Annotated in this window: 20 protein-coding genes; 15 read left to right on the forward strand and 5 right to left on the reverse strand. The window is 53.5% G+C overall.

Annotated features, from left to right (window positions below):
- Positions 1-34 precede the first annotated feature (34 nt).
- Positions 35-1231, reverse strand: coding sequence for an SLC13 family permease (locus M516_RS23160; protein WP_051188163.1), 1197 nt, complete (start codon positions 1229-1231; stop codon positions 35-37).
- 327 nt (positions 1232-1558) lie between these two features.
- Here M516_RS23160 and M516_RS0108930 point away from each other — a divergent pair, with 327 nt between their 5' ends.
- The 8 genes from M516_RS0108930 (at position 1559) to M516_RS0108970 (ending at position 9220) form a co-directional block, all read left to right on the forward strand.
- Positions 1559-2236 (forward strand): GntR family transcriptional regulator, encoded by a 678-nt coding sequence (locus M516_RS0108930; protein ID WP_029098805.1) that lies wholly within the window; start codon positions 1559-1561, stop codon positions 2234-2236.
- Positions 2237-2326: 90 nt separating this feature from the next.
- Positions 2327-3259, forward strand: coding sequence for a malonate decarboxylase subunit epsilon (gene mdcH, locus M516_RS0108935; protein WP_029098806.1), 933 nt, complete (start codon positions 2327-2329; stop codon positions 3257-3259).
- A 41-nt stretch (positions 3260-3300) separates the two neighbouring features.
- The gene (mdcA, locus tag M516_RS0108940) at positions 3301-4962 is read left to right on the forward strand and encodes a malonate decarboxylase subunit alpha (RefSeq protein ID WP_029098807.1); all 1662 of its coding nucleotides are present in this window, start codon (positions 3301-3303) and stop codon (positions 4960-4962) included.
- Between the two features lie 15 nt (positions 4963-4977).
- Positions 4978-5856, forward strand: coding sequence for a triphosphoribosyl-dephospho-CoA synthase (locus M516_RS0108945; RefSeq protein WP_035289374.1), 879 nt, complete (start codon positions 4978-4980; stop codon positions 5854-5856).
- Between the two features lie 35 nt (positions 5857-5891).
- On the forward strand, positions 5892-6212 hold the full coding sequence (locus M516_RS0108950; protein ID WP_029098809.1) for a malonate decarboxylase subunit delta: 321 nt from the start codon (positions 5892-5894) through the stop codon (positions 6210-6212).
- Positions 6184-7887, forward strand: a complete 1704-nt coding sequence (gene mdcD, locus M516_RS0108955; protein ID WP_029098810.1) for a biotin-independent malonate decarboxylase subunit beta — start codon at positions 6184-6186, stop codon at positions 7885-7887. Before M516_RS0108950 ends, mdcD begins: the two co-directional genes overlap by 29 nt.
- On the forward strand, positions 7878-8498 hold the full coding sequence (locus M516_RS0108960; protein WP_029098811.1) for a malonate decarboxylase holo-ACP synthase: 621 nt from the start codon (positions 7878-7880) through the stop codon (positions 8496-8498). Before mdcD ends, M516_RS0108960 begins: the two co-directional genes overlap by 10 nt.
- 272 nt (positions 8499-8770) lie before the next feature.
- Positions 8771-9220, forward strand: coding sequence for a hypothetical protein (locus M516_RS0108970; RefSeq protein ID WP_029098812.1), 450 nt, complete (start codon positions 8771-8773; stop codon positions 9218-9220).
- Here M516_RS0108970 and M516_RS26145 read toward each other — a convergent pair.
- From M516_RS26145 to M516_RS23165, 3 genes are all read right to left on the reverse strand, one after another.
- Positions 9217-9351, reverse strand: coding sequence for a hypothetical protein (locus M516_RS26145; RefSeq protein WP_271139688.1), 135 nt, complete (start codon positions 9349-9351; stop codon positions 9217-9219). The genes M516_RS0108970 and M516_RS26145 overlap by 4 nt on opposite strands.
- A gap of 132 nt (positions 9352-9483) precedes the next feature.
- Positions 9484-10383, reverse strand: coding sequence for an SDR family oxidoreductase (locus M516_RS0108975; protein WP_029098813.1), 900 nt, complete (start codon positions 10381-10383; stop codon positions 9484-9486).
- Between the two features lie 170 nt (positions 10384-10553).
- On the reverse strand, positions 10554-11225 hold the full coding sequence (locus M516_RS23165) for an alpha/beta hydrolase fold domain-containing protein (protein ID WP_081656495.1): 672 nt from the start codon (positions 11223-11225) through the stop codon (positions 10554-10556).
- Here M516_RS23165 and M516_RS0108985 point away from each other — a divergent pair.
- Complete coding sequence (locus M516_RS0108985) at positions 11224-11667, forward strand: SRPBCC family protein (RefSeq protein WP_029098814.1); 444 nt, start codon at positions 11224-11226, stop codon at positions 11665-11667. The two genes, M516_RS23165 and M516_RS0108985, sit on opposite strands and share 2 nt — an antisense overlap.
- 487 nt (positions 11668-12154) lie before the next feature.
- The gene (locus M516_RS0108990) at positions 12155-13618 is read left to right on the forward strand and encodes an Msr family ABC-F type ribosomal protection protein (RefSeq protein WP_029098815.1); all 1464 of its coding nucleotides are present in this window, start codon (positions 12155-12157) and stop codon (positions 13616-13618) included.
- A 153-nt stretch (positions 13619-13771) separates the two neighbouring features.
- Here the strand turns inward: M516_RS0108990 and M516_RS23170 are convergent, their stop codons facing one another.
- The gene (locus M516_RS23170; protein WP_051188165.1) at positions 13772-14089 is read right to left on the reverse strand and encodes a VOC family protein; all 318 of its coding nucleotides are present in this window, start codon (positions 14087-14089) and stop codon (positions 13772-13774) included.
- A gap of 299 nt (positions 14090-14388) precedes the next feature.
- On the opposite strand from M516_RS23170, the gene M516_RS0109000 reads away from it, so the two are divergent.
- The 5 genes from M516_RS0109000 to M516_RS0109020 all read left to right on the forward strand — a co-directional run bounded on the left by M516_RS0109000 (position 14389) and on the right by M516_RS0109020 (position 20657).
- Entirely contained in the window at positions 14389-15729 is a 1341-nt protein-coding gene (locus M516_RS0109000; protein WP_035289377.1) for an MFS transporter, read from the forward strand.
- 194 nt (positions 15730-15923) lie between these two features.
- Complete coding sequence (locus tag M516_RS0109005; RefSeq protein ID WP_029098817.1) at positions 15924-16466, forward strand: helix-turn-helix domain-containing protein; 543 nt, start codon at positions 15924-15926, stop codon at positions 16464-16466.
- Positions 16467-16517: 51 nt separating this feature from the next.
- Positions 16518-18560, forward strand: a complete 2043-nt coding sequence (locus M516_RS0109010; RefSeq protein WP_029098818.1) for a hydantoinase/oxoprolinase family protein — start codon at positions 16518-16520, stop codon at positions 18558-18560.
- Positions 18561-18564: 4 nt separating this feature from the next.
- Positions 18565-20325: a hydantoinase B/oxoprolinase family protein gene (locus tag M516_RS0109015; RefSeq protein WP_029098819.1), complete on the forward strand. Its 1761-nt coding sequence runs from the start codon at positions 18565-18567 to the stop codon at positions 20323-20325.
- Complete coding sequence (locus M516_RS0109020) at positions 20322-20657, forward strand: cupin domain-containing protein (protein ID WP_029098820.1); 336 nt, start codon at positions 20322-20324, stop codon at positions 20655-20657. The genes M516_RS0109015 and M516_RS0109020 overlap by 4 nt, the downstream gene beginning before the upstream one ends.
- The last annotated feature ends 128 nt before the right edge of the window (positions 20658-20785 follow it).

A 20785-nucleotide genomic window follows, 5' to 3' on the forward strand; every position in this document is an offset into this window, starting at 1 on the left:
CGAAAGCGATAAGGAGAGCGGAAACGATCAAGAGCTACCTGAAAAATACACGCTCCTCAACGCCTTGCGCGTTCGCCAGGATTAACGATCCGTTTGTCGAGAAGGGGCTTACATCCACAATGCCGGTGGCGATGCAAATCGCTGAAATGACGCCCATGGATGAGATGGTCGGGTCCTGAATAATGGGTGCCGCAAGCGGAATGATGGCCGCGAGGAAGCCTGTCGTGGAGGCAAAGGATGACACAATCCCGCCCACGTACGACGCTGCGAGAGCGGCGACTACGGGATTCTTCACACTGGCGATGAGCTCGGTCACGTAGTCGACGGCACCGATCTTTTCCAGGACGCCCACGAACGTCACGATGCCCGAAATCATCAGGATGACGGACCATGGCATGCGCCCGAGGACCCCGGCTTGTTTCTTGGGAGCCAGCAATGCCAGTACCAACGCGATCGCGAACGCCGCAAATCCGATGTGTACCTGGAACGCGAGAGCCAGCACGACAAGAATGACGATGCCCGCAAGCGTAACGCCTTTATACAGCGTAAACCCGTCCTCACGATTTCGCGAGTGGTCTGCCGCTGCAGTCGCGATTTCATCAGCAGCCTGAACGGCGGCCGCACTTTTCAGCAAGCGAAACCCGCCGAAAGCGGCGAACACAAGCGCCGAGACGATGGTGCAAAAGATTAGCCCGTTTGCAAACAGCATCGCTGGCGAATGGGAGATCTGCACCTTTTCCATCATCCCGTTGACGATCAACCCCAAGGGATTCAGGGGCGAGTAGTAGCCCGCAACCGATCCGTTCACAACCAATACGCCCATCAGAATCGGATTGATGCTGTACTGGGCGGCGAACCGCAGCGCGATGGGGGCAAGGATCGCAACAGTGGCAGGCCCCAACGTGCCGACGCTGGTAAGCAGGGTGCTCAGCGCAAACATGACCCATGGGATGAGGCCGCGGTTGCCTCTGACCATGCGGAGCCCCCATTTCGTGATCAGGTCAACCGTACCGTTGTTCTGCACAATGGCAAACAGGTAGGTCACGCCTGCAAGCGTTACGAACAGGTCGGCTGGAAAGACGCGAAAGATGTCCGCGACTTTCATTCCGCTGATGAGCGAACCGACGACAAAAGCGGCCACGAAGCCCATGATGCCGAGGTTGATGGGCAGCATCGCGCCGACCACGAACATCGTCAAAAGGATGAGGATGGCGATGACTTCAAAGCTCATGTGAGACTCCCCCTACAGGAAAAATGAAAACCCGGAAATGTAACCGCTTTCAATTGCGTCATGGGCACATTTGCTACCTCCCTTTCGTTCCGTTGAGGATGAAATACCCGATGGCGACTCCTGATGTGCCGGTGGCGAAGGTCGATTGTCGACAATGTAAAAAATACCACCATCGTTCTAAATAGTCAATATATTAAAAATTTACTAACATTTCATAATATTCGATAACAAATGGATTGAAAATTCAGTATTGTCGGTATACAATAGCATCAGATAATCGACAGTCGACTACGACTGACGGATGTTTTCATCAAAGGAGTCAGGAGAATGAATACACTGGACTTGAGCAAGCTGGCGCTTTCGAACAAGATTGCGGAGCATATCGCGCAACAAATTATCAGCGGAGAACTGAAGCCCGGAGAAAAATTGATCGAGCACACGTATGCAGAAGAATACGGCACCAGTCGAGCGCCGGTTCGGGAAGCGATTTTTCTACTGACATTAGAAGGACTGGTTGAAAGAATTCCAAGAAAAGGCGCCGTTGTAAAAGGATACAGCGAAACGGAAATCTACGATCTGCTTGAGATTCGCATTTCACTGGAAACGCTGGCAATGAAACGCATGGCGGAATATGGCGTCGATCCGAAACGGATTGCCGACATGGAGCACATCCTGCAGGAGATGCAGGATGAGAAGAACATAGGCAATTACACGCGGCTCAATCATGCGTTTCACATGTGCATCATCGAAATGAGCAAAAGTGACGTGATCAAAAACCTGTATGCGCGCCTGGAATTTCCTCTCCTGCGCATACAGAGCGTTTCCTTTGCGAACGAAGGAAACATTGAGAAATCTGTCGCTGAACACGCGATCATCGTGGATCTCTTAAAGAGCGGGAAGATCTCGGAAGCGGCAGAAATCCTGTACAAACATAATCATGACGTCATCGCGAGCATTCAAAAACGTCTCAAAAAAAGCGCGCAGTCCGACGGCATCAGGCCATAAGGAGATGGCCGAATCACTTCTTTTTTCGTCATTTCGGTCGACGATCGACCGGATGGAACTGGACCTGATCTAGGAACAGGAGGGGGTTGCGTGAGTACCGCATTTTTATTTCCCGGCCAAGGCTCGCAGCAGCCTGGTATGCTTCACAATCTCCCCCGTCATCCGGCAGTGGCTGAGACGCTGGATGAAGCCAGTGAAGCCCTGAATGAAAACATCCTGGTATGGGATAGCAAGGAAGCGCTGACCTCCACGGTTGCCGTACAGGTTGCTCTGCTGGTGGCTGGAGTGGCCGCTGCCCGTGCATTGGTGGCAGAAGGGGCACAACCGGATATGGCGGCCGGTCACTCCGTAGGAGCCTTTGGTGCAGCCGTGGTGGCAAATGTGATGCATTTTCGGGATGCTGTACCATTGGTGAAACTTCGTGGAGAACTGATGGAAAAAGCGTATCCGCAGGGGTATGGGATGGGAGTTGTTGTCGGCATTCAGGAACGAAAACTGGCTACCATTGTGGAAAAACATGTCACAAATGATGCCCCTGTGTTTATCGCGAATCGAAACTCCCCCGACCAGATTACGATCAGCGGGTCCATCCGCGGGATCGAACGAATTCTTGCGTTGGCCCGGAAAGAAGGAGCCCGAAAGGCCGAACTCCTGAAAGTAAAGGTTCCCTCCCATTGCAGATTGCTTCAGTCTGTATCCGCCGAACTTGCCGCTGCACTCAAAACGATACCGTTCCGTCGACCTGACATTCCCTATGCGGGAAACCGCACGGCCCGTGCTTTACTAGATCCGGAAGCGATTCGAGAAGATTTGGCGCTTGGCATATCCCATCCTGTCCGTTGGCACGAAGCAACATCACTCCTTTTTGAAATGGGAGCTCGGTTATTCATCGAAATGCCTCCTGGTCGGGTGCTGACAGACCTTGCCCGCCAAGCTTTTCCCGCAGCACGCGCCGTTTCCGTCTCAGACAGCGGTATCAAAACTTCCAGTATCCTGGTAAAACGCGAAAAGACCATGGAGTGATGAGTGACGTGAGCTGCAGAAACGGAAAGGAGAGTTGGGGCATGCACCCGGTAAATCAGAGATCCAGACAAGAAAAATCGTGGACCACCCGTCGTGACGCAAAAGCAGAGCGCCTTGCCCGAGCCGCAAGAGTAACGAAGGGGCGAGTGATTCCCACCGACAACATTGTGGAAGCGTTGGAATTACTTCTAATCCCCGGCGATCGGGTTGTGTTGGAAGGAAACAACCAGAAACAGGCCACTTTTCTATCGAAAGCCTTGGCCCGCGTAGACCCAGGCAAGGTGAATCGGCTGCACATGATCATGTCCAGTATTTCTCGACCGGAGCACCTGGACATTTTCGAAAAGGGAATCGCGGAAACCATTGATTTTTCTTACGCCGGACCGCAGAGTCTGCGCGTCGCCCAGATGCTGGAAGACGGGAAGCTGAAAATGGGCGACATCCACACCTATCTTGAATTGTATGGCAGGCTCTTTGTCGACCTGATTCCTTCTGTTGCGTTAATAGCCGCTGATAAGGCGGATGGAGCCGGGAATCTGTATACAGGTCCCAATACCGAGGAAACGCCTGTGCTTGTTGAGGCGACGGCCTTCCGCGATGGAATTGTGATCGCGCAGGTAAACGAATTGGTAGATGAGCTGCCGCGCGTAGATATTCCAGGATCGTGGATTGATTTTATCGTCGTGGCCGACAACCCTTACCAATTGGAGCCTCTCTTTACGAGAGACCCCCGTCATATTACGGACATTCAGATTCTCATGGCCATGATGGCCATTCGCGGGATTTATGAACGCCATCAGGTGCAGTCGCTCAATCATGGCATCGGTTATAATACGGCTGCCATTGAATTATTGCTGCCCACGTATGGAGAGTCGTTGGGGCTCAGGGGGAAAATTTGCAAACACTGGGTGTTGAATCCCCACCCTACACTCATCCCCGCGATTGAAAGCGGTTGGGTCGAGAGTGTTTACTGCTTCGGGGGAGAAGTGGGGATGGAAAAATACATCGCGGCGCGGCCGGATGTTTTCTTTACCGGGCGCGACGGCAGTCTTCGCTCCAATCGGGCTTTTTCACAAGTGGCCGGTCAGTACGCCGTTGACCTCTTCATTGGTTCGACACTCCAAATGGATCGGGACGGAAACTCCTCGACAGTAACCGCAGGAAGGCTGGCCGGATTCGGCGGAGCACCCAACATGGGACATGATCCCCGCGGTCGGCGGCATTCATCTCCGGCCTGGTTGAACATGATGACATCGGATGACCCGCTTGCCAGAGGCAGAAAGCTCGTGGTCCAAATGGTGGAGACCTTTCAAAAAGCAAACCGTCCGGTATTCGTTGAATCCCTGGACGCTCTTCACGTTGGCCAAGAGGCCGGTTTGGCAACCTCGCCGGTCATGATTTACGGGGAGGATGTCACCCATGTTGTAACCGAGGAAGGGATCGCATATTTGTATCGAGCAAACAGCTTGGAAGAACGACGCCAGGCGATCGCCGCGATTGCCGGCGTCACCCCGATCGGGTTGGAGCACGATTCAACACGTACGGAACAATTGCGCAGGGACGGCCTCATTGCCTTTCCGGAAGATTTGGGGATACGCCGTACGGATGCAAAGCGGTCCCTGCTTGCAGCGAAGAGTGTGGAAGACTTGGTGGACTGGTCCGGCGGATTGTATGAACCGCCGGCTCGATTTCGCAGTTGGTAAAGGGGGGATGGATTGATGTGGCACACTGCCGCTGCATGCAGCGAATATCTAGCTCAACGGGCGGTTGCGGCTCTCATCGAGGAGGCCGAACTTACCCCGAAACCGGGCCTTGTGGATAAACAGAATGCAGGAGCTCACACCGACCTCCATTTTGAGCTTATGATTCGTTCTGCCCATGCGTTGAGAAGTACGTTTGCCAATATCGCTCGCGCCGCTTTTCAACGAACGCCCAGTCAGATTCTTCGTGAGGAAATTGCCGAAATTGGACGCCATGGCGAAACAATCATGCTGGAAGCAACGGGCGGTACAAACACCCATAAAGGAGCCATTTGGGCAGTCGGATTGCTGACCGCTGGTGCTGCCATGCTTCTACCGGGAGCATCTCCCTGCGATATCGCCCGAACAGCGGGAGAACTCGCCCGCTATCCGGATCGTTATGCACCCGACCAGCGTACGAATGGCGCGCGTGTACAACTGCGTTACGGCGTAACGGGGGCAAAGGGAGAGGCTCAGCAGGGATTTCCCCATGTGACAATGATCGCTCTGCCAACGCTGCACCAGGCGCGGAAGCAAGGGATTCCGGAGCATCTGGCACGGTTGGATGCGCTGGTGGCCCTTATCGCCCATCTCGATGACACCTGTTTGCTGCATAGAGGCGGGATGGCCGCCTTGCGGACCGCAAAGGAAATGGCAAAGGAGATTGCAGCGCTTGGCGGGGTATCCACTGCGGCAGGCTGGAAGGCACTTCACCGGTTGGATCGCGCGCTGCTGGAACGGAATGCTTCACCGGGAGGCAGCGCTGATCTGCTGGCCGCCACCTTGTTTCTTGATCGGCTGCACCGTGATGCGGACGGTCTCCCCGTTTCAAACGAAACCGTTGCGGCGAATGTGTAGCCAACACACATATCCAATAGTTGGAGGTGCGAAAGGTGGAAACCTTGTTGTTCGAATATCCGGCAGCCAAGACAGTCCCCCGTCGTGCACACGTCGGTGTGGTCGGATCCGGGGATTTGGAAATTATACTCGAACCGTCACCGGAACCCCGTACGCACATCGTGGTGCGAACGGGATGTGAAGGGTTTGGCGACACGTGGAAATTGGTGTTGGACCGTTTTTTCTCTGCGAATGACGTGGCGGCAACCGTCACCATTAACGACTTTGGTGCGACGCCAGGCGTTGTGACAATGAGATTGGCCCAGGCACTGGAGGTGAGTCGCGGCCATGAGGAGAATCAAGGAGAGTTTTGTTGAACGTGACGCACGAAACCGAGCAAAAGCCGTTCTCGATCGAGGCACCTTTCGGGAAATCGTGGGACCGTTTGATCGGGTGGAATCCCCGCACCTGGTCATGCAGGGCATCGTGCCCCAAAGTGACGACGGGGTTATCGTGGCACGGGGAAAAATCGCGGGAGAGCCGGCAGTTGTCATTTCCATAGAAGGAAAGTTCCAGGGGGGAGGCATCGGAGAGGTAAGCGGTTCCAAAATTGCCGGCGCATTGGAATTTGCTCTTCGCGACAACGAAAAAGGGATTCGGACCCGTGCGGTGCTCTTGTTGGATACAGGTGGCGTGCGTCTTCAGGAAGCCAATTATGGTCTGCTGTGCATTGCTGAAATCCAGGCGGCCATTGTCGCGCTCCGCCGGTATGTCCCTGTGGTCGGCGTGATCCCGGGGAAAATCGGATCGTTTGGCGGCATGTCCATTACCGCGGGCTTGTGCAGTGCGCTCATCATGACACGAGAAGGCCGGATTGGCCTGAACGGTCCGGAGGTGATCGAGCAGGAGGCCGGCATCGAAGAATTTGACGCAAGTGATCGGGAACTGATTTGGAACACCATCGGCGGGGCCCAGCGCCATGCTGCCGGGTTTGTGGATGAACTTGTAGAAGATGATGTCGACGCGATTCGCAAAGCGATCCATGCTGCATGTGAGAAAGGATGTCACGACAAACCGCGAAGTTCCCACGTTGATCTGTACGGTTCGCTGTTACGAGAAATTGACCCTGCTCAACCGATGACGCCTGTGAGATTCCGCGAGATGTGGAACAAAGTGAAAGGCGGAAACAGCTATACGCACAAAAGAAGGGAAGGGACGAAACCATCGCCGAAAGACGGGGAGTTGGCAAGCAGAGGGCGTGTGTGGTTCAACCTGTTGACAGGTCGATCACAGCCCCTGGCTGGAGAGGTGCCGTCCGTATTGTGCGCAGATGCGAGGATCGGAGAGGAACGCGTTCGCTACATCGCGGTCGTACCCAATCCGGTCAGCCGATTCCCTCGTGCACGTCAAGGGGAGGTAGGACTGGAAGAGGGGTGGACCCTCGCCAAATACGTCCGTGAAGCGGTTGAAGCGGATCAGGACGGAGATCGGCGCGCGATCGTAGCGATTGTAGACGTGCCGAGTCAGGCATACGGGTATCTGGAAGAACTCATGGGGATTCACCAGGCATGTGCAGCGGCAGTAGATGCGTATGCGACTGCCAGATTGGCCGGCCATCCCGTCATCGCGCTGCTGGTGGGACACGCAATATCCGGAGCGTTCCTGTCACATGGCCTCCAGGCAAACCGCATTCTGGCGATTGACGATCACGCCGTTCACGTGCACGTCATGTCCAAACAGTCGGCCGCTCGGATTACCCGGCGCCATCTGGAGGAACTGGAAGAAGCAGCGAAAAAGGTACCGGCCATTGCGTACGACATTCGTTCTTTTTCCACGCTGGGAGCCTTGCACGCACTGATTGAGGGAGTGAATGCCGATGCGCCAGGGGAAGAAGATCGGGCGGTCATCCAGGCCAAACTCTGCGAGGCGATCATCAGCGCACGTTCCGCTTCACGTGATTTGAGCAGTCGTCTGTCTTCTGATGAGGCGCAAAAGGGTGGGCGAGCCGCTTCCATCCTGGTGCGCAAAAGGTTGGCCGAGCAATGGATGTAAAGCCGCACGATTTGCTGCGCGTTACAGATATCACCCGACTGGTCACAAGGCCGACTGAACCTGAATGGGTGAACGAAGCGCTGACGCTTGCTCCCTTTGTCGTGGTGCGCCGGGCTCCCATTGAAAACGGGAAAATCCCCGTGGGAATTCGCGGGAAGTCCCGGACCCAACGAATCGCAGCCTTCCTGGAACGGAATGCGGTCGCTCTGCATGTTGCGCCCGAACAATTCGTTTCGCAAAAAGCCTGGAAAAAGAGCCCGCGCTATCAGCGGATTAAAGCGCTGCGCGTACTTGATTTCATCGAGGACGTTTTCTTGACGTATCACCTTTCCTGGGGACCAACAGGCAGCGTCGGTTTTGAGCTTGCCAGCGGCGTGCCCACGGTGACCGACAAGAGCGACGTGGATATAGTTGTGCGTGCGCCCCATTTTCTGTCTGTGGAGACAGCGAAACAAATTGTCTGCGAGCTCAGCAAGTCCCCGGTGAGGATCGATCCACAGCTCGAGACACCGAAGGGAGCCATTTCCTTGATCGAATATTCCCGCGATGATCCCCCGATGTTGCTTCGGACGGAGGAGGGGCCTCGGCTTATCGGGAATCCCTGGTCATAGGAGAACGAATGGGCAGTATTGCGCAACACATTGTTCCTTATCATCCGACTGGTCCTCCAAATTTCGTTCGTGGCGTTCCGCTATCTCGGCATCTATCAGTATGTCGGGCGGTTCTCCTTCGATGCCGCCCACCTCAGAAACATCGATCTGCGCAGGAAGAGCCGCCTTTGCCCAATCAAGGGAAGCTGCAGCTGAACGACACCTGTACCCCTGCCACGATGGATTCAGAGGATGAGCGTATCGCCCATTTAACGGGGAGTAGGAGGAGGAACATGGTAAACAAACTCTTGTCGGCTCTACTCACATCCTTATGTTTATGCCTACTGCTTGCTTTTATGGAATACACGCCTGGTCACGAGCGTGATGAACACACTTACTATTTCACATTTTCCAGTTTACTGATGATTTATTTAATCTATGCAGTTCCCATTACAATCGTTGCAGGGATTCCACTTTCCCTATTGATAGAATCCATTGATAAAAAAATATTCATCCGCTCCAAGGTGAAAAGGTATTTCATGCAGGTGGGCTTGTTTACCTTGGCGGGTATAACAGTGGCGTTGATTTTCTTGCTGATGAACAGCGAAAATGTTCTTCATCGAGTATTCGATTTAGATCGTTATCTTATCTTTATCATCCCATCGCTTCTCTTCTATCACATTTCCCTTGTAATTCGATTTATAAATCGAAAGCGGAAGCGACGTCATGATCCCTTGTTTTAGCCATACAAGTGTCCGTTAAAAGTAAAAGAATCTTTTCTTTCGCGATGGGGCGCAACCGGGTAAGGAGATGAAGAATCGCCTGCGAATAAAAAATCAAGCCCTTCTCGTCCGAGCAGGGCTTTGATGTCCATTCCCCCGATTTCTCCTGTTGGTGTACCCATGATGCAGTCGTGCTTTTTGATTCGCTGGCCAAGGGTGCGCTCCCGATTATGATGTTCGGATTGCGGTAAAATGACAGTCCGATCGAATACGCCTTTTCCTGTTCAGGTTTCCGTCATGATGCCGCCGTTGACGTGAAGCACCTGTCCCGTTACGAAGGATGAATCATCTGACGCCAAATAAATGTAGGTCGGTGCCAGTTCGAACGGCTGTCCGGCCCGTTTCATGGGAGTTTCCAAACCAAACGTTTTGACGTATTCGGCCGAATAGCTCGAGACGATGAGCGGAGTCCAAATCGGGCCGGGCGCCACGGCGTTGACCCGGATGCCCTTGCTGACTAATTGGAGCGCCAATGAACGGGTGAATGAGACGATCGCCCCTTTTGTCGAGGAATAATCGACAAGCAAAGGGGCACCCGCATAAGCGGTTACGGATGACGTCGATATAATGGAACTCCCCGGCTTCAGGTGAGGAAGCGCTGCCTTCGTCATGTAGAAATGCGGAAAAATGTTGGTGCGGTACGTATTCTCGAGCTGCTCGTTGGAAATGTCCAGGATGCTTTCCTGCGGGAACTGAACGCCTTGGTTCAAAACAAGCACGTCAAGCCGCCCGTACCTTTCCAGTGTTCGTCGTACCACTTCCGCGGAAAAAGCGGGCCAGCGCAAATCGCCTTCGATCAACAGGCAGCGGCGCCCGTAACACTCCACCAGCCGCTTGGTCTCTTCGGCGTCCTCGCGTTCATACAGGTAGACAATCGCCGTATCCGCCCCTTCTTTGGCGAAGCCGATCGCGACGGCGCGGCCGATACCGCTGTCGCCTCCGGTGATGATGGCGACTTTGCCAGCCAGCTTTCCGCTTCCCTTGTATTCGGGATTGTCGGAGATCGGGAGCGGGTTCATCAGATACTCCAAACCGGGCTGCACGTCCTGATGCTGCGGCGGGAAGGTGAGCGGCACCTGCCGGCAGCGTGTCTCATAACTGTAATACGGATACATGGGAATCACAGCGAACCATCCTTTTGCGCTTTGTAGTCACAAGCAGATTATTCGCCCAGTCCCCGACTGTTGCCCGTCAGGCTCATCCTAATTTTGCTGGCATGACGGATTCCCCACCGTTTTGTTCAACCTCCCGCATGTCCGTGAGCCCGCCAAAGCGGCGCCTGGCTTCTGGTTGATTATCCCTCCTGTGTGAGGTGCTTGGCAAAGAACGAAGCCAGTTTTCCGATGGCATCATGACTTTCAGGCAAGGAGGGATTTGCGCAAAAGACGTGCCAGAGTCCTTCAACTATTTCGAAACGGCCCCCGCCCTGATCGTTCAGCGCCTTTTGTGCGATACGCAGCGTATCACTCAACAGGATTTCGCGGCTGCCGGTAATCATCATCATGGGCGGAAATCCTGTGAAATCTCCATACACCGGTGAAACCAGCGGATTCTGGACATCTTCTTCTTGGACATACAACTTCGCACATGCTGACAACTGTTCTTTCCGCAAGATGGGATCATCTTCTGACAAGGTGGTCATGGTATCTCCGCCAAGATTCAGGTCTGCCCAAGGCGACAACAAGCCGATCGCTGCCGGCAATTCTGTATGCAACTCCTTGAGTCGTAACAGCAAGGCGAGCGCCAGCCCTCCACCTGCTGAATCACCTATGATTCCAATGTTTTTGGGAGAATAACCGTGGCTGCAGAGGTAGTGATACACGCGAACCACATTTCGCCGGGTCAACAATGAACGGGTAGAATTGTGTAAGATGATAGGTGAGGGTTGTGTACAGATGTGAGGCAGCGCGCTCGTCGTTTGCGCGTTGACTGATCCGCCCCCCTGAAAAGAAAGGAGAATTTGCATGAACACTGAATCCCATGTCTATGCACGCGTTACCCGGCGCTTTGACGCATCGCCGGAGCGCGTGTTTGACGCCTGGCTGAACCCGGAGATGATCGGCAGATGGATGTTCGGACCCGCCATCCGTGAAGAAGAAGTGGTGAAGATTGCGGCCGACGCGCGAGTGGGAGGCACATTTTCCTTTGTTGTACGGCGGCAGGGCGTTGAAATCGACCACATAGGCGAGTACCTCGAGATCGACCGTCCCCGCCGTCTCGTGTTCACTTGGGCGGTTGCGCCGGACCCGATCGACAGCTCTCGCGTGATGGTCGACATTGTTCCGCGGGGGAGCGGGTGCGAGCTCACCTTGACCCACCAATTGGCCCCGGACTGGGCAGACTACCGGAGCCGCACCGAGGACGCCTGGACCAAGATGCTCGACTCACTGGTTGCGACGCTTGGCTGAGGTTGTGGATGTGCGCAGGGGTTGACTTTTTCGAAAAGGAGCTCTACAATAACCCCAATGTTTCATGTTGCTGAAGGAGGATTATGAAAACATGTGCTTCATCAGATTGCGTTTCCCGACTTTGAACAAGTAAGTAAATACTGTTCAAAGGCTCTGCTTGTGTGTGCAGAGTAAACGGGACCAGTCTGCCCTTTTTTCATAATTCTCAAGTTGAATGGAAAAAGATGGAATGTACAGAAAGGCAGATGGATCTGCCTTTCTTTTTTGTATAGGTTCCCTCCTTTTGTGCAGCAAAAAGGAGGGGTGGTTGGTGACGGCACTCTTGACGTCCATCCGTTCTGAAACGGATGGGTCTTCCCTTTACTCTGAATCACAGGCAGATCGCCTGTGATTTTTTTATTTGAGGATCGGACCGCCGTGGAGGTAACCGTTCTCGGTGGGATCAAGGAAGCAAGCGGAATGAAAGGAAACTGGAGGTAGTGAAAAAATGGGACAAGTATGCATCGAATTGAAAAATGTTGAAGTCACGTTTTTGGATCAAGTGGTACTAGCCATCCCCCGACTGGCCGTGCATCAGTTTGATCGAATCGGGATTGTCGGAAAAAACGGGGCGGGAAAAAGTACGTTATTGAAAGTGATGGCTGGGCAGATCGCACCGGATAAAGGGCAGGTCATCCGATATGTGGATGCCGCCTATTTCGCGCAAATGGCAAAGCCGGATGAACGAGAAGCGGATGATGAGCTGTCCAGGAGGTTTTCTGTCTCACGGACAGAAATGGCGCATGCAAGTGGCGGCGAGCAAACGCGTATGAAGCTGGCCCAATTGTTCTCCACCTATCACGAGTGCTTGTTGATCGACGAGCCGACCACTCATCTGGACGCAGAGGGCACACAGCTTCTCATAGAGGAATTGACTCATTATGATGGTGCACTCGTTCTTGTGAGTCATGACCGTTATGTATTGGATCAACTCGTCACGAAAATTTGGGAAATCGAGGACGGTCATGTCATGGAATATGCCGGAAACTATTCGGATTACGTCGCACAAAAAGAACGCAGGCGAACACAGCAGCAGGAACAGTACGAACAGTACGTAAAAGAAAAAGCGCGCCTGTTAAAGGCCGCAGAGGAGAAAAGGAAAAAGGCGGAAACCATTACGCAGGCCAATCACCGGATGTCAAAAAAGGAAACCAGAGCAAAGGCCAACAAAATGTTTATGACAAAATCAAAAGATACGAGCCAAAAGGCGATGCAGCGCGCAGCAAAAGCGATGGAGCAGCGCGTGGAGCAACTCGAAGCAGTAGAAGCGCCCAAGCAGGAACAAACACTCTCTTTTCCTCAACCAATCGCGCTAACGTTACACAATAAGTTTCCGATTATGGCGGATCGATTGACGTTGCAGGCAGGGGAGAAGATCCTGCTCAAAGAAGCCAGTTTCCAGTTTCCGTTAGGCAGCACCATCGCGATTACCGGAAAAAATGGTTCCGGGAAAACAACGCTCCTTCGTCATATCATCCAAAAAGGTGAAGGGGTGATCCTATCTCCCAAAGTTGTCATCGGAGCATACGAACAAACGGGCTATCAATTTGAGAAAGAGGAAACCGTACTTGCATATATGAAACAACGAAGCGACTATGAAGAAGGCCGGATTCGTGCAGTCCTTCACGCCATGAACTTTACGGGAAATGACTTGAGAAAGAATGTGCGCGATCTAAGCGGTGGCGAAGCGATCCGTTTGGTATTGTGTCAGCTTTTTTTGGGAAGGTACAATGTGCTGGTGTTGGACGAGCCGACAAATTTTTTGGATGTGTTTTGCATTGAAGCGTTGGAACGCTTTATAAAAGGGTATGAAGGCACTGTCCTTCTCGTATCACACGATCGCAGGTTTGTTGAGCGTGTAGCGGATCATATCTATGTCATTGAGCATCAACAACTGAAAGAAATAACGTAAAGGAACCAGATAAGAACCGAAAGGCATCGCTGCTTGCGTGTGCAGCGGAGAAGGAGCACGTTTCCGCCGTCCGCTCTGTCCCTCCCCCGAACGAACACACGCGAACGCTTTCGTTCGGGGGCCCTGTTTATGCCCGGAAGGAAAAGAGAATCGTTACGCGTGGGTATGTTCCACATATTCGACGATTGTCCCATCAGGATGTTGGACAGTCATGTTTTTCCCCGTAGGAACTTGCTTGGGCTGGCGGATGAATGATAACCCCAATTGCGTAAAGTATGTGACATATTCATCCAATGAATCTACCACACATGTGAAACGGGTTGCACGAAACGGTTCAAGTGCTTCCGGTGACCCGGCTAGAATCAGCAGGTTCCCGACAAAGGTTCTACTTGAAAAGCTGTCGAATCCTCCGAACAAGGTGGAGAAAATAAATCCAATGACAATCAAGACGATGGATAGTTCAAAAAGCATCAACCGTCACCTTCAATACGTATCAGCGTTACAAAGATGATAACACAAATGGAAATATCATGAAGTGATGAACCGGCTGATTCAGACGGTATGGAATCTTGGGAAACCGGTACATCGATCAGCAGTCTGACCCTTCTTGTTCGGAAGGGTCATTTTTTTGGTAAAGAAAAAACAAATTCTTATTTATAAAAATTTTTATGGTATAGCAAGAATTATTGAAATGATACAGTAACTATCATACAATAATCACAATTCAAAATACTCGCATGATTAAAAACGGATGAATGGAGGAGATCATCATGAGTCATCAAGCGTTGCCGCACGTGCAGCCCAAAAGAGTCGTGCGGGTCGGAGAACTTTTTGAACACATGCCGGTGACAAGCCGGCATTGGAAAGCGGGGTTGGCGCTGTTTTTCTCCTTTGTCATTGAAGCCTGGGAGATGATGATTGTGATTCTCGCCAGCGCTTCGATCGGCGCGGAATTTCAGTTGGACGAAGCGCAAATCGGTTCGCTGATCGGCTCCATATTCCTCGGCATGATTCCGGGTTGTCTGATCTGGGGGAAACTGGTGGATCGATACGGCCGGAAAAACGCCATGATCTTCAGTTTGATTCTGTACGGAGCGATCTCGTTGGCCAGTGCGTTCTCCCTCAACTATGAAATGCTCTGGTGGCTGCGCTTCCTGTCGGGGGTGGGTCTGTCGGGTGTACTGGTCGCGACGTTTCCTTACTTTGAAGAATTGCTTCCGGTAAAAGCGCGCGGGAAAGCGACGGTGTACCTGGCTTCCGGTTGGCCGGTGGGATTCTTGATCGCCATCGGCGTTACGTATCTGTTTCTGGATCTGGGCTGGCGCTGGGTGATCGGGATCAGTTCGCTTGCCGGTCTTTGGTTCCTGGTGGTAGCAGCGCTTGTCCCCGAATCCCCGTATTGGCTGACCCTCAAAGGTCGCCAGGCGGAAGCCAAAGCGTGCATTCGCAGGCTTTCCGCCGGCAGGATGGATACGGAATTGGATCAGGTCGAACTTGCAGCGGACGATGTGAAGGAAGGGTCGTTTGTCGAGATCTTCAAAGGGCACTTCCTTCGTCCAACCGTTCTGCAGATCATCATCAATTTTTGTTTCTCGTGGGGATATTGGGCTCTCTCCTCGTGGATGCCGGTGCTTCTGGCCAATAAGGGGCTGAGCACTCCGCAAGGGTTGGGTTTCATGGCGCTGTCCGCCTTGTTTATGTTCCCGGGCTACATGGCCTCCTCCTACTTGACCGGAACGTTTGGCCGCAAAAAAGTAATGGCCGCATTTGTGCTCTTTGCCGCGATCGGAGGGTTTGGTTTTGCCTCCGCAAGCACCATGACGGAATTGTATCTGTGGAACTTTGTCCTGTCGTTCTTTAGCTTGGGAGCATGGGGGGTATGGGATACCTGGATGGCGGAACTCTATCCGACAGAAGTTCGCGGTGTCAGCTATTCGATTGGAGTTACCGGTCAGCGCGTCGCCAACGCGATTGCTCCGAGCGTCATCGGCGCCATGCTTTCGGCACATACCAGCTTTTGGGCGACGGTTTCCTTCATCTCGGCCTTCCTGGTGGTGACGTTTGTAGCCAGCCTCTTCCTGAAGGAAATGGAAGGCGAAATCCTGCGGTAATCGGAAAGCGTGCCCCTGGTCTGCGGAAAAGGGGTGGCACAAGCGGGTGATTGAGGGTTTATCCACTTTCTTGTTGTTGCAATTATGTCTATATCGAAAAAATTACGATAAAGTGATATTTTTTGAATTGATGTTTCAATTATTGTGAGATATACTAATGCTCAAGAACCATACATGATCAAATAGGAGATGCCATGGACGAAATTTACAAAAAAATTAGAGAACTGCGCAAACATCACGATTTCACGCTGAAGGATCTTAGCGAAAAAACCGGATTATCCGTCAGCTTTCTTTCCCAGGTGGAAAGGGGAACGACATCCCTGGCGATTACTTCGCTGAAGAAAATCGCGGATGCCTTCGAGGTTCCGATTACCGCCTTTTTTGAGAATGAAAGCAATCAAAATTTTGTCGTCAAGGCGGAAAGTCAAAAGCCGTTTCGGATTGAGGGTTCCGGTGCCGAATACACCCGTCTGGGAGGCGACTTTTACGGCAGGGAACTAGAGCCCCTCCTTGTCACCCTGTCACCGAACATGATTCAGGACAATGTGTTCAACCATCCTGGCGAGGAATTTTATTACGTATTGGAGGGGGCGGTGATTTTTCACGTGGATGGACACGAGTATCTGGTGAAAGCCGGCGATTCGATCCATTTCCCGTCCAAATTGCCGCATTTCTGGTCCAACCCTCTCAACCAGACGTCCAAGATCCTTTGCGTGCTGACACCGGTTATTTTTTAAAAACAGCCGGGTTCCCATATGTTTGCGACTACGGTGAGAAAGGTGGTTTTTATGCGGGTAGCAACTGATATCGGAGGAACATTTACGGACCTTGTCTATCTGGATGAAAACGGTCGGATCGGAACCGCGAAAAGCGATACGACTCCGCCCCACTTTGAACAAGGCGTGATGGATGTCATTCGAAAGAGCGGGATTTCTCCCGAAGCGATCACTGCGTTTATTCATGGCACGACCGTCATCATCAATGCCCTGACGGAACGCAAGGGGGTGAAAACCGGCTTGATCACCACGAAGGGCTTCCGGGATGTTCTGGAAATCGCTCGCGGCAACCGCCCGGATTTGTTCAATGTGCGCTATCAGAAACCGACGCCTTTCGTCCCGCGTCATCTGCGCTGTGAAGTGAGCGAACGGTTGAACTACAAGGGAGAGGTACTGCGCGAATTGGCGGTGGACGAGGTCAAGGCGGCCGTCGAACAACTGCGCAACGAAGGCGTCGAAGCCATCGCCGTTTCCTTCCTGCACGCTTATGCGAATCCTGCTCATGAAATGTTGGCGGTGCAAGTGATCAAGGAGGTTTGGCCGGAAGTGGCCGTAACCGCTTCTCACGAGGTAACCAAGGAGTGGCGGGAGTACGAACGTACCAGCACGGCTGTCTTGAACGCTTATGTGAAACCGATTGCCTCTTCTTATATCGATCGATTGGACAAGCACCTCCGGGAGATCGGGGTGACCGGAAACAAGTACATCATGCAGTCCAATTCCGGAACGACTACCTTTGCACAAGCGAAAGAAACCCCCATCAATATGGTAGAGTCCGGGCCCGTAGCCGGAATTTTTGGTGCAGCCATGTTGGGGAAAATCCTTGGGGAAGACAACATCATCGCCTTTGACATCGGCGGAACGACCGCCAAGTGTTCCTTGATCGACGGCGGCGAAGTAAAGGTGACGACGGACTACAAGATTGAGCGTGATGACCGCAATGCCGGCTATCCAATCAAGGTTCCCGTGGTGGACATCGTGGAAATCGGGAACGGCGGAGGGTCCATTGCCTGGATCGATGATGCCGGTTCGCTGAAAGTCGGACCGCAATCTGCCGGTGCCATGCCGGGGCCGGTCGCGTACGGTCGCGGCGGCGAAAATCCGACGACAACGGATGCCAATCTCGTAACCGGACGTCTATCTCCGAAAAATTTTCAACATACAGTCAATATGGATGCGGTGAAGCGTGCGATCGAGGAAAAGGTGGCCCGTCATTTTGGCATCTCCGTAGAAGAGGCGGCTCTCGGCATCATTCGCATCGCCAACTCCAACATGCTGAATGCGTTAAAGCTGATTTCCGTTCGCAAAGGGTACGATCCCCGCGAGTTTTCCCTGGTGGCATTCGGAGGCGGCGGTCCGATGCACGCTTTGGCCCTGGCCAGGGAATTGGGCGTGAAGAAAGTGATCATTCCGATTGCTGCTTCCGTATTCTCCGCGTGGGGCATGCTGATGACCGATCTCCGGCATGACTACATTCAAACGTACATCCGTCGGGTGAACGGGTTGAACGTGGAGGAATTGAACGGTGAGTGGAGCCGGCTGGAGGAAGGAGCCGTACGGCAATACGCCCAGGAGGGAGTTGCCGAAGACAGCGTATTGTTTGTCCGCTATGCCGACATGCGTTATGTGGGCCAAGAGCATGCCGTGAAAGTTCCGGTGCCGAACGGCGTCATGGATGAAGCGGCTGTTCAGGAGATGGTGGCCCGTTTCCATGATCTTCACGAGAAGCACTACACCTTTAAACTGGAGGGGGCCCCCACGGAAATCGTGAACCTGCACGTAACCGCATTCGGTGTGGTGCAAAAGCCGGAGATCGCGCGGCTGGAACAGGCAGGGGACAATGCGGAACAAGCCTTGAAGGAGGTTCGCCCCGTATTTTTCGAAGAGCATGGATGGATCGACACCAAGGTCTACGCCAGAGAAGTGCTGAACGCCGGCAGTGTCATCGAAGGACCGGCGATTGTCGAAGAACCATCCTCTTCCACGGTCATGTATCCGGGGCAGCGCCTGGTTGTAGACGAGTACGGCAACTTGATCATTGACACGGGGGTGTGACGGCATGACGGAGACGAAAGTGAAGCGTGATCAATTTACACTCGAGATTGTAAAAGACTCGTTGATTGCCATCGGGGACGAGATGTTTCACACGCTCGCCCGGACATCCATGAGCCCGATCATCTATGAAGTGCTTGACTTTGCGAGCGGGTTGACCGATGCAAAGGGGCAGCTATTGACCCAGGGAAACGGGGTTACCGGGTTTATCGGGATGCTGACCTTTATGGTGAAGCAAACCTTGGAGAAGTTCGGGAAAGAAGGAGAGCTGAAACCCGGCGACATTCTGATCATCAATGATCCCTACGGGGGTGGAGGGTCCCATTTATCCGACGTCGGGCTTGTGATGCCGATTTTCCATGAAGGGGAACTGGTGGCCTTTTCCGCCAACAAAGCGCACTGGACGGAGGTAGGCGGAAAAGATCCGGGATCATGGACAACGGATTCGACCGAGATCTTCCAGGAAGGGCTCCAATTCCCGTGCGTGAAGCTGTTCGATGAAGGCAAGCTGAACCAGGCATTGGTGGACATCATCGCCGCAAATGTGCGCTTCCCGGATTTGTCGCTGGGGGATATGTGGGCGCAGGTGGCCGCACTCCGTACCGGCGAAAAGCGCTTCCGTGAACTATGCGACAAGTACGGGAAGGACGTGGTGATGGATTCGATTGACCACCTCTTGCGGCACGGCGAACAGCTCGCCTTGAAGGAAATCGCCAAGCTGCCCAAGGGTACGTTTGAAGCGCAGGACTTCATCGATGACGATGGGCTTGGAAACGGGCCTTTCCACGTGCAGGTGAAGGTGACCATCACGGATGACGAGTTCATCTGCGACTTCCGCGGAAGCCATCCGCAAGTGCTCGGTCCGGTGAATTGTTCCTATACCGCGCTTGTCTCCGCCGTGCGCACGATTTTCTTGGCCGTGACCAATCCTTCTCAAGATGTGAATGATGGGGTGTTCCGCCCGCTGAAAGTCATCGCGGATGACCGCTCCATTTTCTCCGCGGAACGTCCGGCTGCCGTATCGACGTATTGGGAAACGATGCTGTACGGGGCCGACCTGGTTTGGAAGGCGCTCGCGCCGGTTGTTCCTCACCGGTTGAACGCCGGACACTTATTGTCCGTTTGCGGTGTGGTGCTGTCCGGTATCCACCCGGATACGAACGAGCCGTTCCTGATCGTGGAGCCTTCCGTCGGCGGGTGGGGGGCCGGAGACGGCTTGGACGGCGCATCGGGACAGTTCTGCATCGGTGACGGTGAAACCTACAACGTCCCGGTGGAAGTGGCCGAAACGCGCTACGGCATCATGGTCGATGAATACAGCCTTCGAACGGACGGCGCGGGTGCCGGCGAATTCCGGGGAGGCTGCGGCGTTGTCCGCGCTTACCGGGCAATGAGCGACGGGCAAACGGTGACAGCTACCTTCGGACGTCACAAATTCCTGCCATGGGGATTCAACGGCGGGCATGACGGGTCCCGCAATGAGTTTGTTATTGTCAAGGCGAACGGGGAAGTCGCCGGTCCGTTTGGAAAGTGTGCCCGTTTCCCGCTCAACAAGGGCGATGTGGTTCGCTTGATGACCGCTACCGGCGGCGGATACGGAAATCCGCTGAACCGCCCGGCGGAAAAAGTGGCCTGGGATGCGAAGAATGGCTATATTTCCGTGGAACAGGCCAGAGACATTTACGGGATTGTGCTCAATCCGCACACATTTGAAGTGGAGGGTGTCACCTCGCAACGGCAAACAGCAAAATCGGAGGAACGGGCATGATCGTTGTGAACGCGGATTCCGTAAAAGCGGATGACCGCCCGGACGTCTTGATCAAGACATTGTTTTCGGAAACACACATAGAAGGCGGCAGAGCCACATTCGGGGTGGTGACCATCCCGCCTCAGGCAAGGATTCCCCTGCATGGCACGGGCAGCCACGCGGAAGATGAGTATTCCCTGGTCGTAAAAGGATCGATCATTACGGGGGTGGGTGGCAAGGAATACCGGCTGTCGGCTGGTGACGCCGCCCTGATCCCTGCGGGCGAAGCCCACTGGGCGTATAACGACGGCGATGAGGCGTGTGAGATCGTCTGGGTGCTTGTAAAAAGGTAGGCAGGTGAGCGGGGAACGGGCAGCCCCTTTCCCTTCCATGCAGCAAGGCTCGGGACGAAGCGTGAACAGAAGAAGGTCAGCGGACAGCATCCGGCTGGCCTTCTTTGTTTGGGTTTGTTGAATCGGAG

The organism is Brevibacillus thermoruber 423, assembly GCF_000454065.1.
Taxonomy (GTDB): Bacteria; Bacillota; Bacilli; order Brevibacillales; family Brevibacillaceae; genus Brevibacillus; species Brevibacillus thermoruber.

What these genes read in the sequence shown, in the direction of transcription:
- M516_RS23160 (WP_051188163.1), bottom strand. Translation starts at nt 1,231, where the DNA reads ATGAGCTTTGAAGTCATCGCCATCCTCATCCTTTTGACGATGTTCGTG.
- M516_RS0108930 (WP_029098805.1), top strand. Translation starts at nt 1,559, where the DNA reads ATGAATACACTGGACTTGAGCAAGCTGGCGCTTTCGAACAAGATTGCG.
- mdcA (WP_029098807.1), top strand. Translation starts at nt 3,301, where the DNA reads ATGCACCCGGTAAATCAGAGATCCAGACAAGAAAAATCGTGGACCACC.
- M516_RS0108945 (WP_035289374.1), top strand. Translation starts at nt 4,978, where the DNA reads ATGTGGCACACTGCCGCTGCATGCAGCGAATATCTAGCTCAACGGGCG.
- mdcD (WP_029098810.1), top strand. Translation starts at nt 6,184, where the DNA reads ATGAGGAGAATCAAGGAGAGTTTTGTTGAACGTGACGCACGAAACCGA.
- M516_RS0108960 (WP_029098811.1), top strand. Translation starts at nt 7,878, where the DNA reads ATGGATGTAAAGCCGCACGATTTGCTGCGCGTTACAGATATCACCCGA.
- M516_RS0108970 (WP_029098812.1), top strand. Translation starts at nt 8,771, where the DNA reads ATGGTAAACAAACTCTTGTCGGCTCTACTCACATCCTTATGTTTATGC.
- M516_RS26145 (WP_271139688.1), bottom strand. Translation starts at nt 9,351, where the DNA reads ATGGACATCAAAGCCCTGCTCGGACGAGAAGGGCTTGATTTTTTATTC.
- M516_RS0108985 (WP_029098814.1), top strand. Translation starts at nt 11,224, where the DNA reads ATGAACACTGAATCCCATGTCTATGCACGCGTTACCCGGCGCTTTGAC.
- M516_RS23165 (WP_081656495.1), bottom strand. Translation starts at nt 11,225, where the DNA reads ATGCAAATTCTCCTTTCTTTTCAGGGGGGCGGATCAGTCAACGCGCAA.
- M516_RS0108990 (WP_029098815.1), top strand. Translation starts at nt 12,155, where the DNA reads ATGGGACAAGTATGCATCGAATTGAAAAATGTTGAAGTCACGTTTTTG.
- M516_RS23170 (WP_051188165.1), bottom strand. Translation starts at nt 14,089, where the DNA reads ATGCTTTTTGAACTATCCATCGTCTTGATTGTCATTGGATTTATTTTC.
- M516_RS0109000 (WP_035289377.1), top strand. Translation starts at nt 14,389, where the DNA reads ATGAGTCATCAAGCGTTGCCGCACGTGCAGCCCAAAAGAGTCGTGCGG.
- M516_RS0109005 (WP_029098817.1), top strand. Translation starts at nt 15,924, where the DNA reads ATGGACGAAATTTACAAAAAAATTAGAGAACTGCGCAAACATCACGAT.
- M516_RS0109010 (WP_029098818.1), top strand. Translation starts at nt 16,518, where the DNA reads ATGCGGGTAGCAACTGATATCGGAGGAACATTTACGGACCTTGTCTAT.
- M516_RS0109015 (WP_029098819.1), top strand. Translation starts at nt 18,565, where the DNA reads ATGACGGAGACGAAAGTGAAGCGTGATCAATTTACACTCGAGATTGTA.
- M516_RS0109020 (WP_029098820.1), top strand. Translation starts at nt 20,322, where the DNA reads ATGATCGTTGTGAACGCGGATTCCGTAAAAGCGGATGACCGCCCGGAC.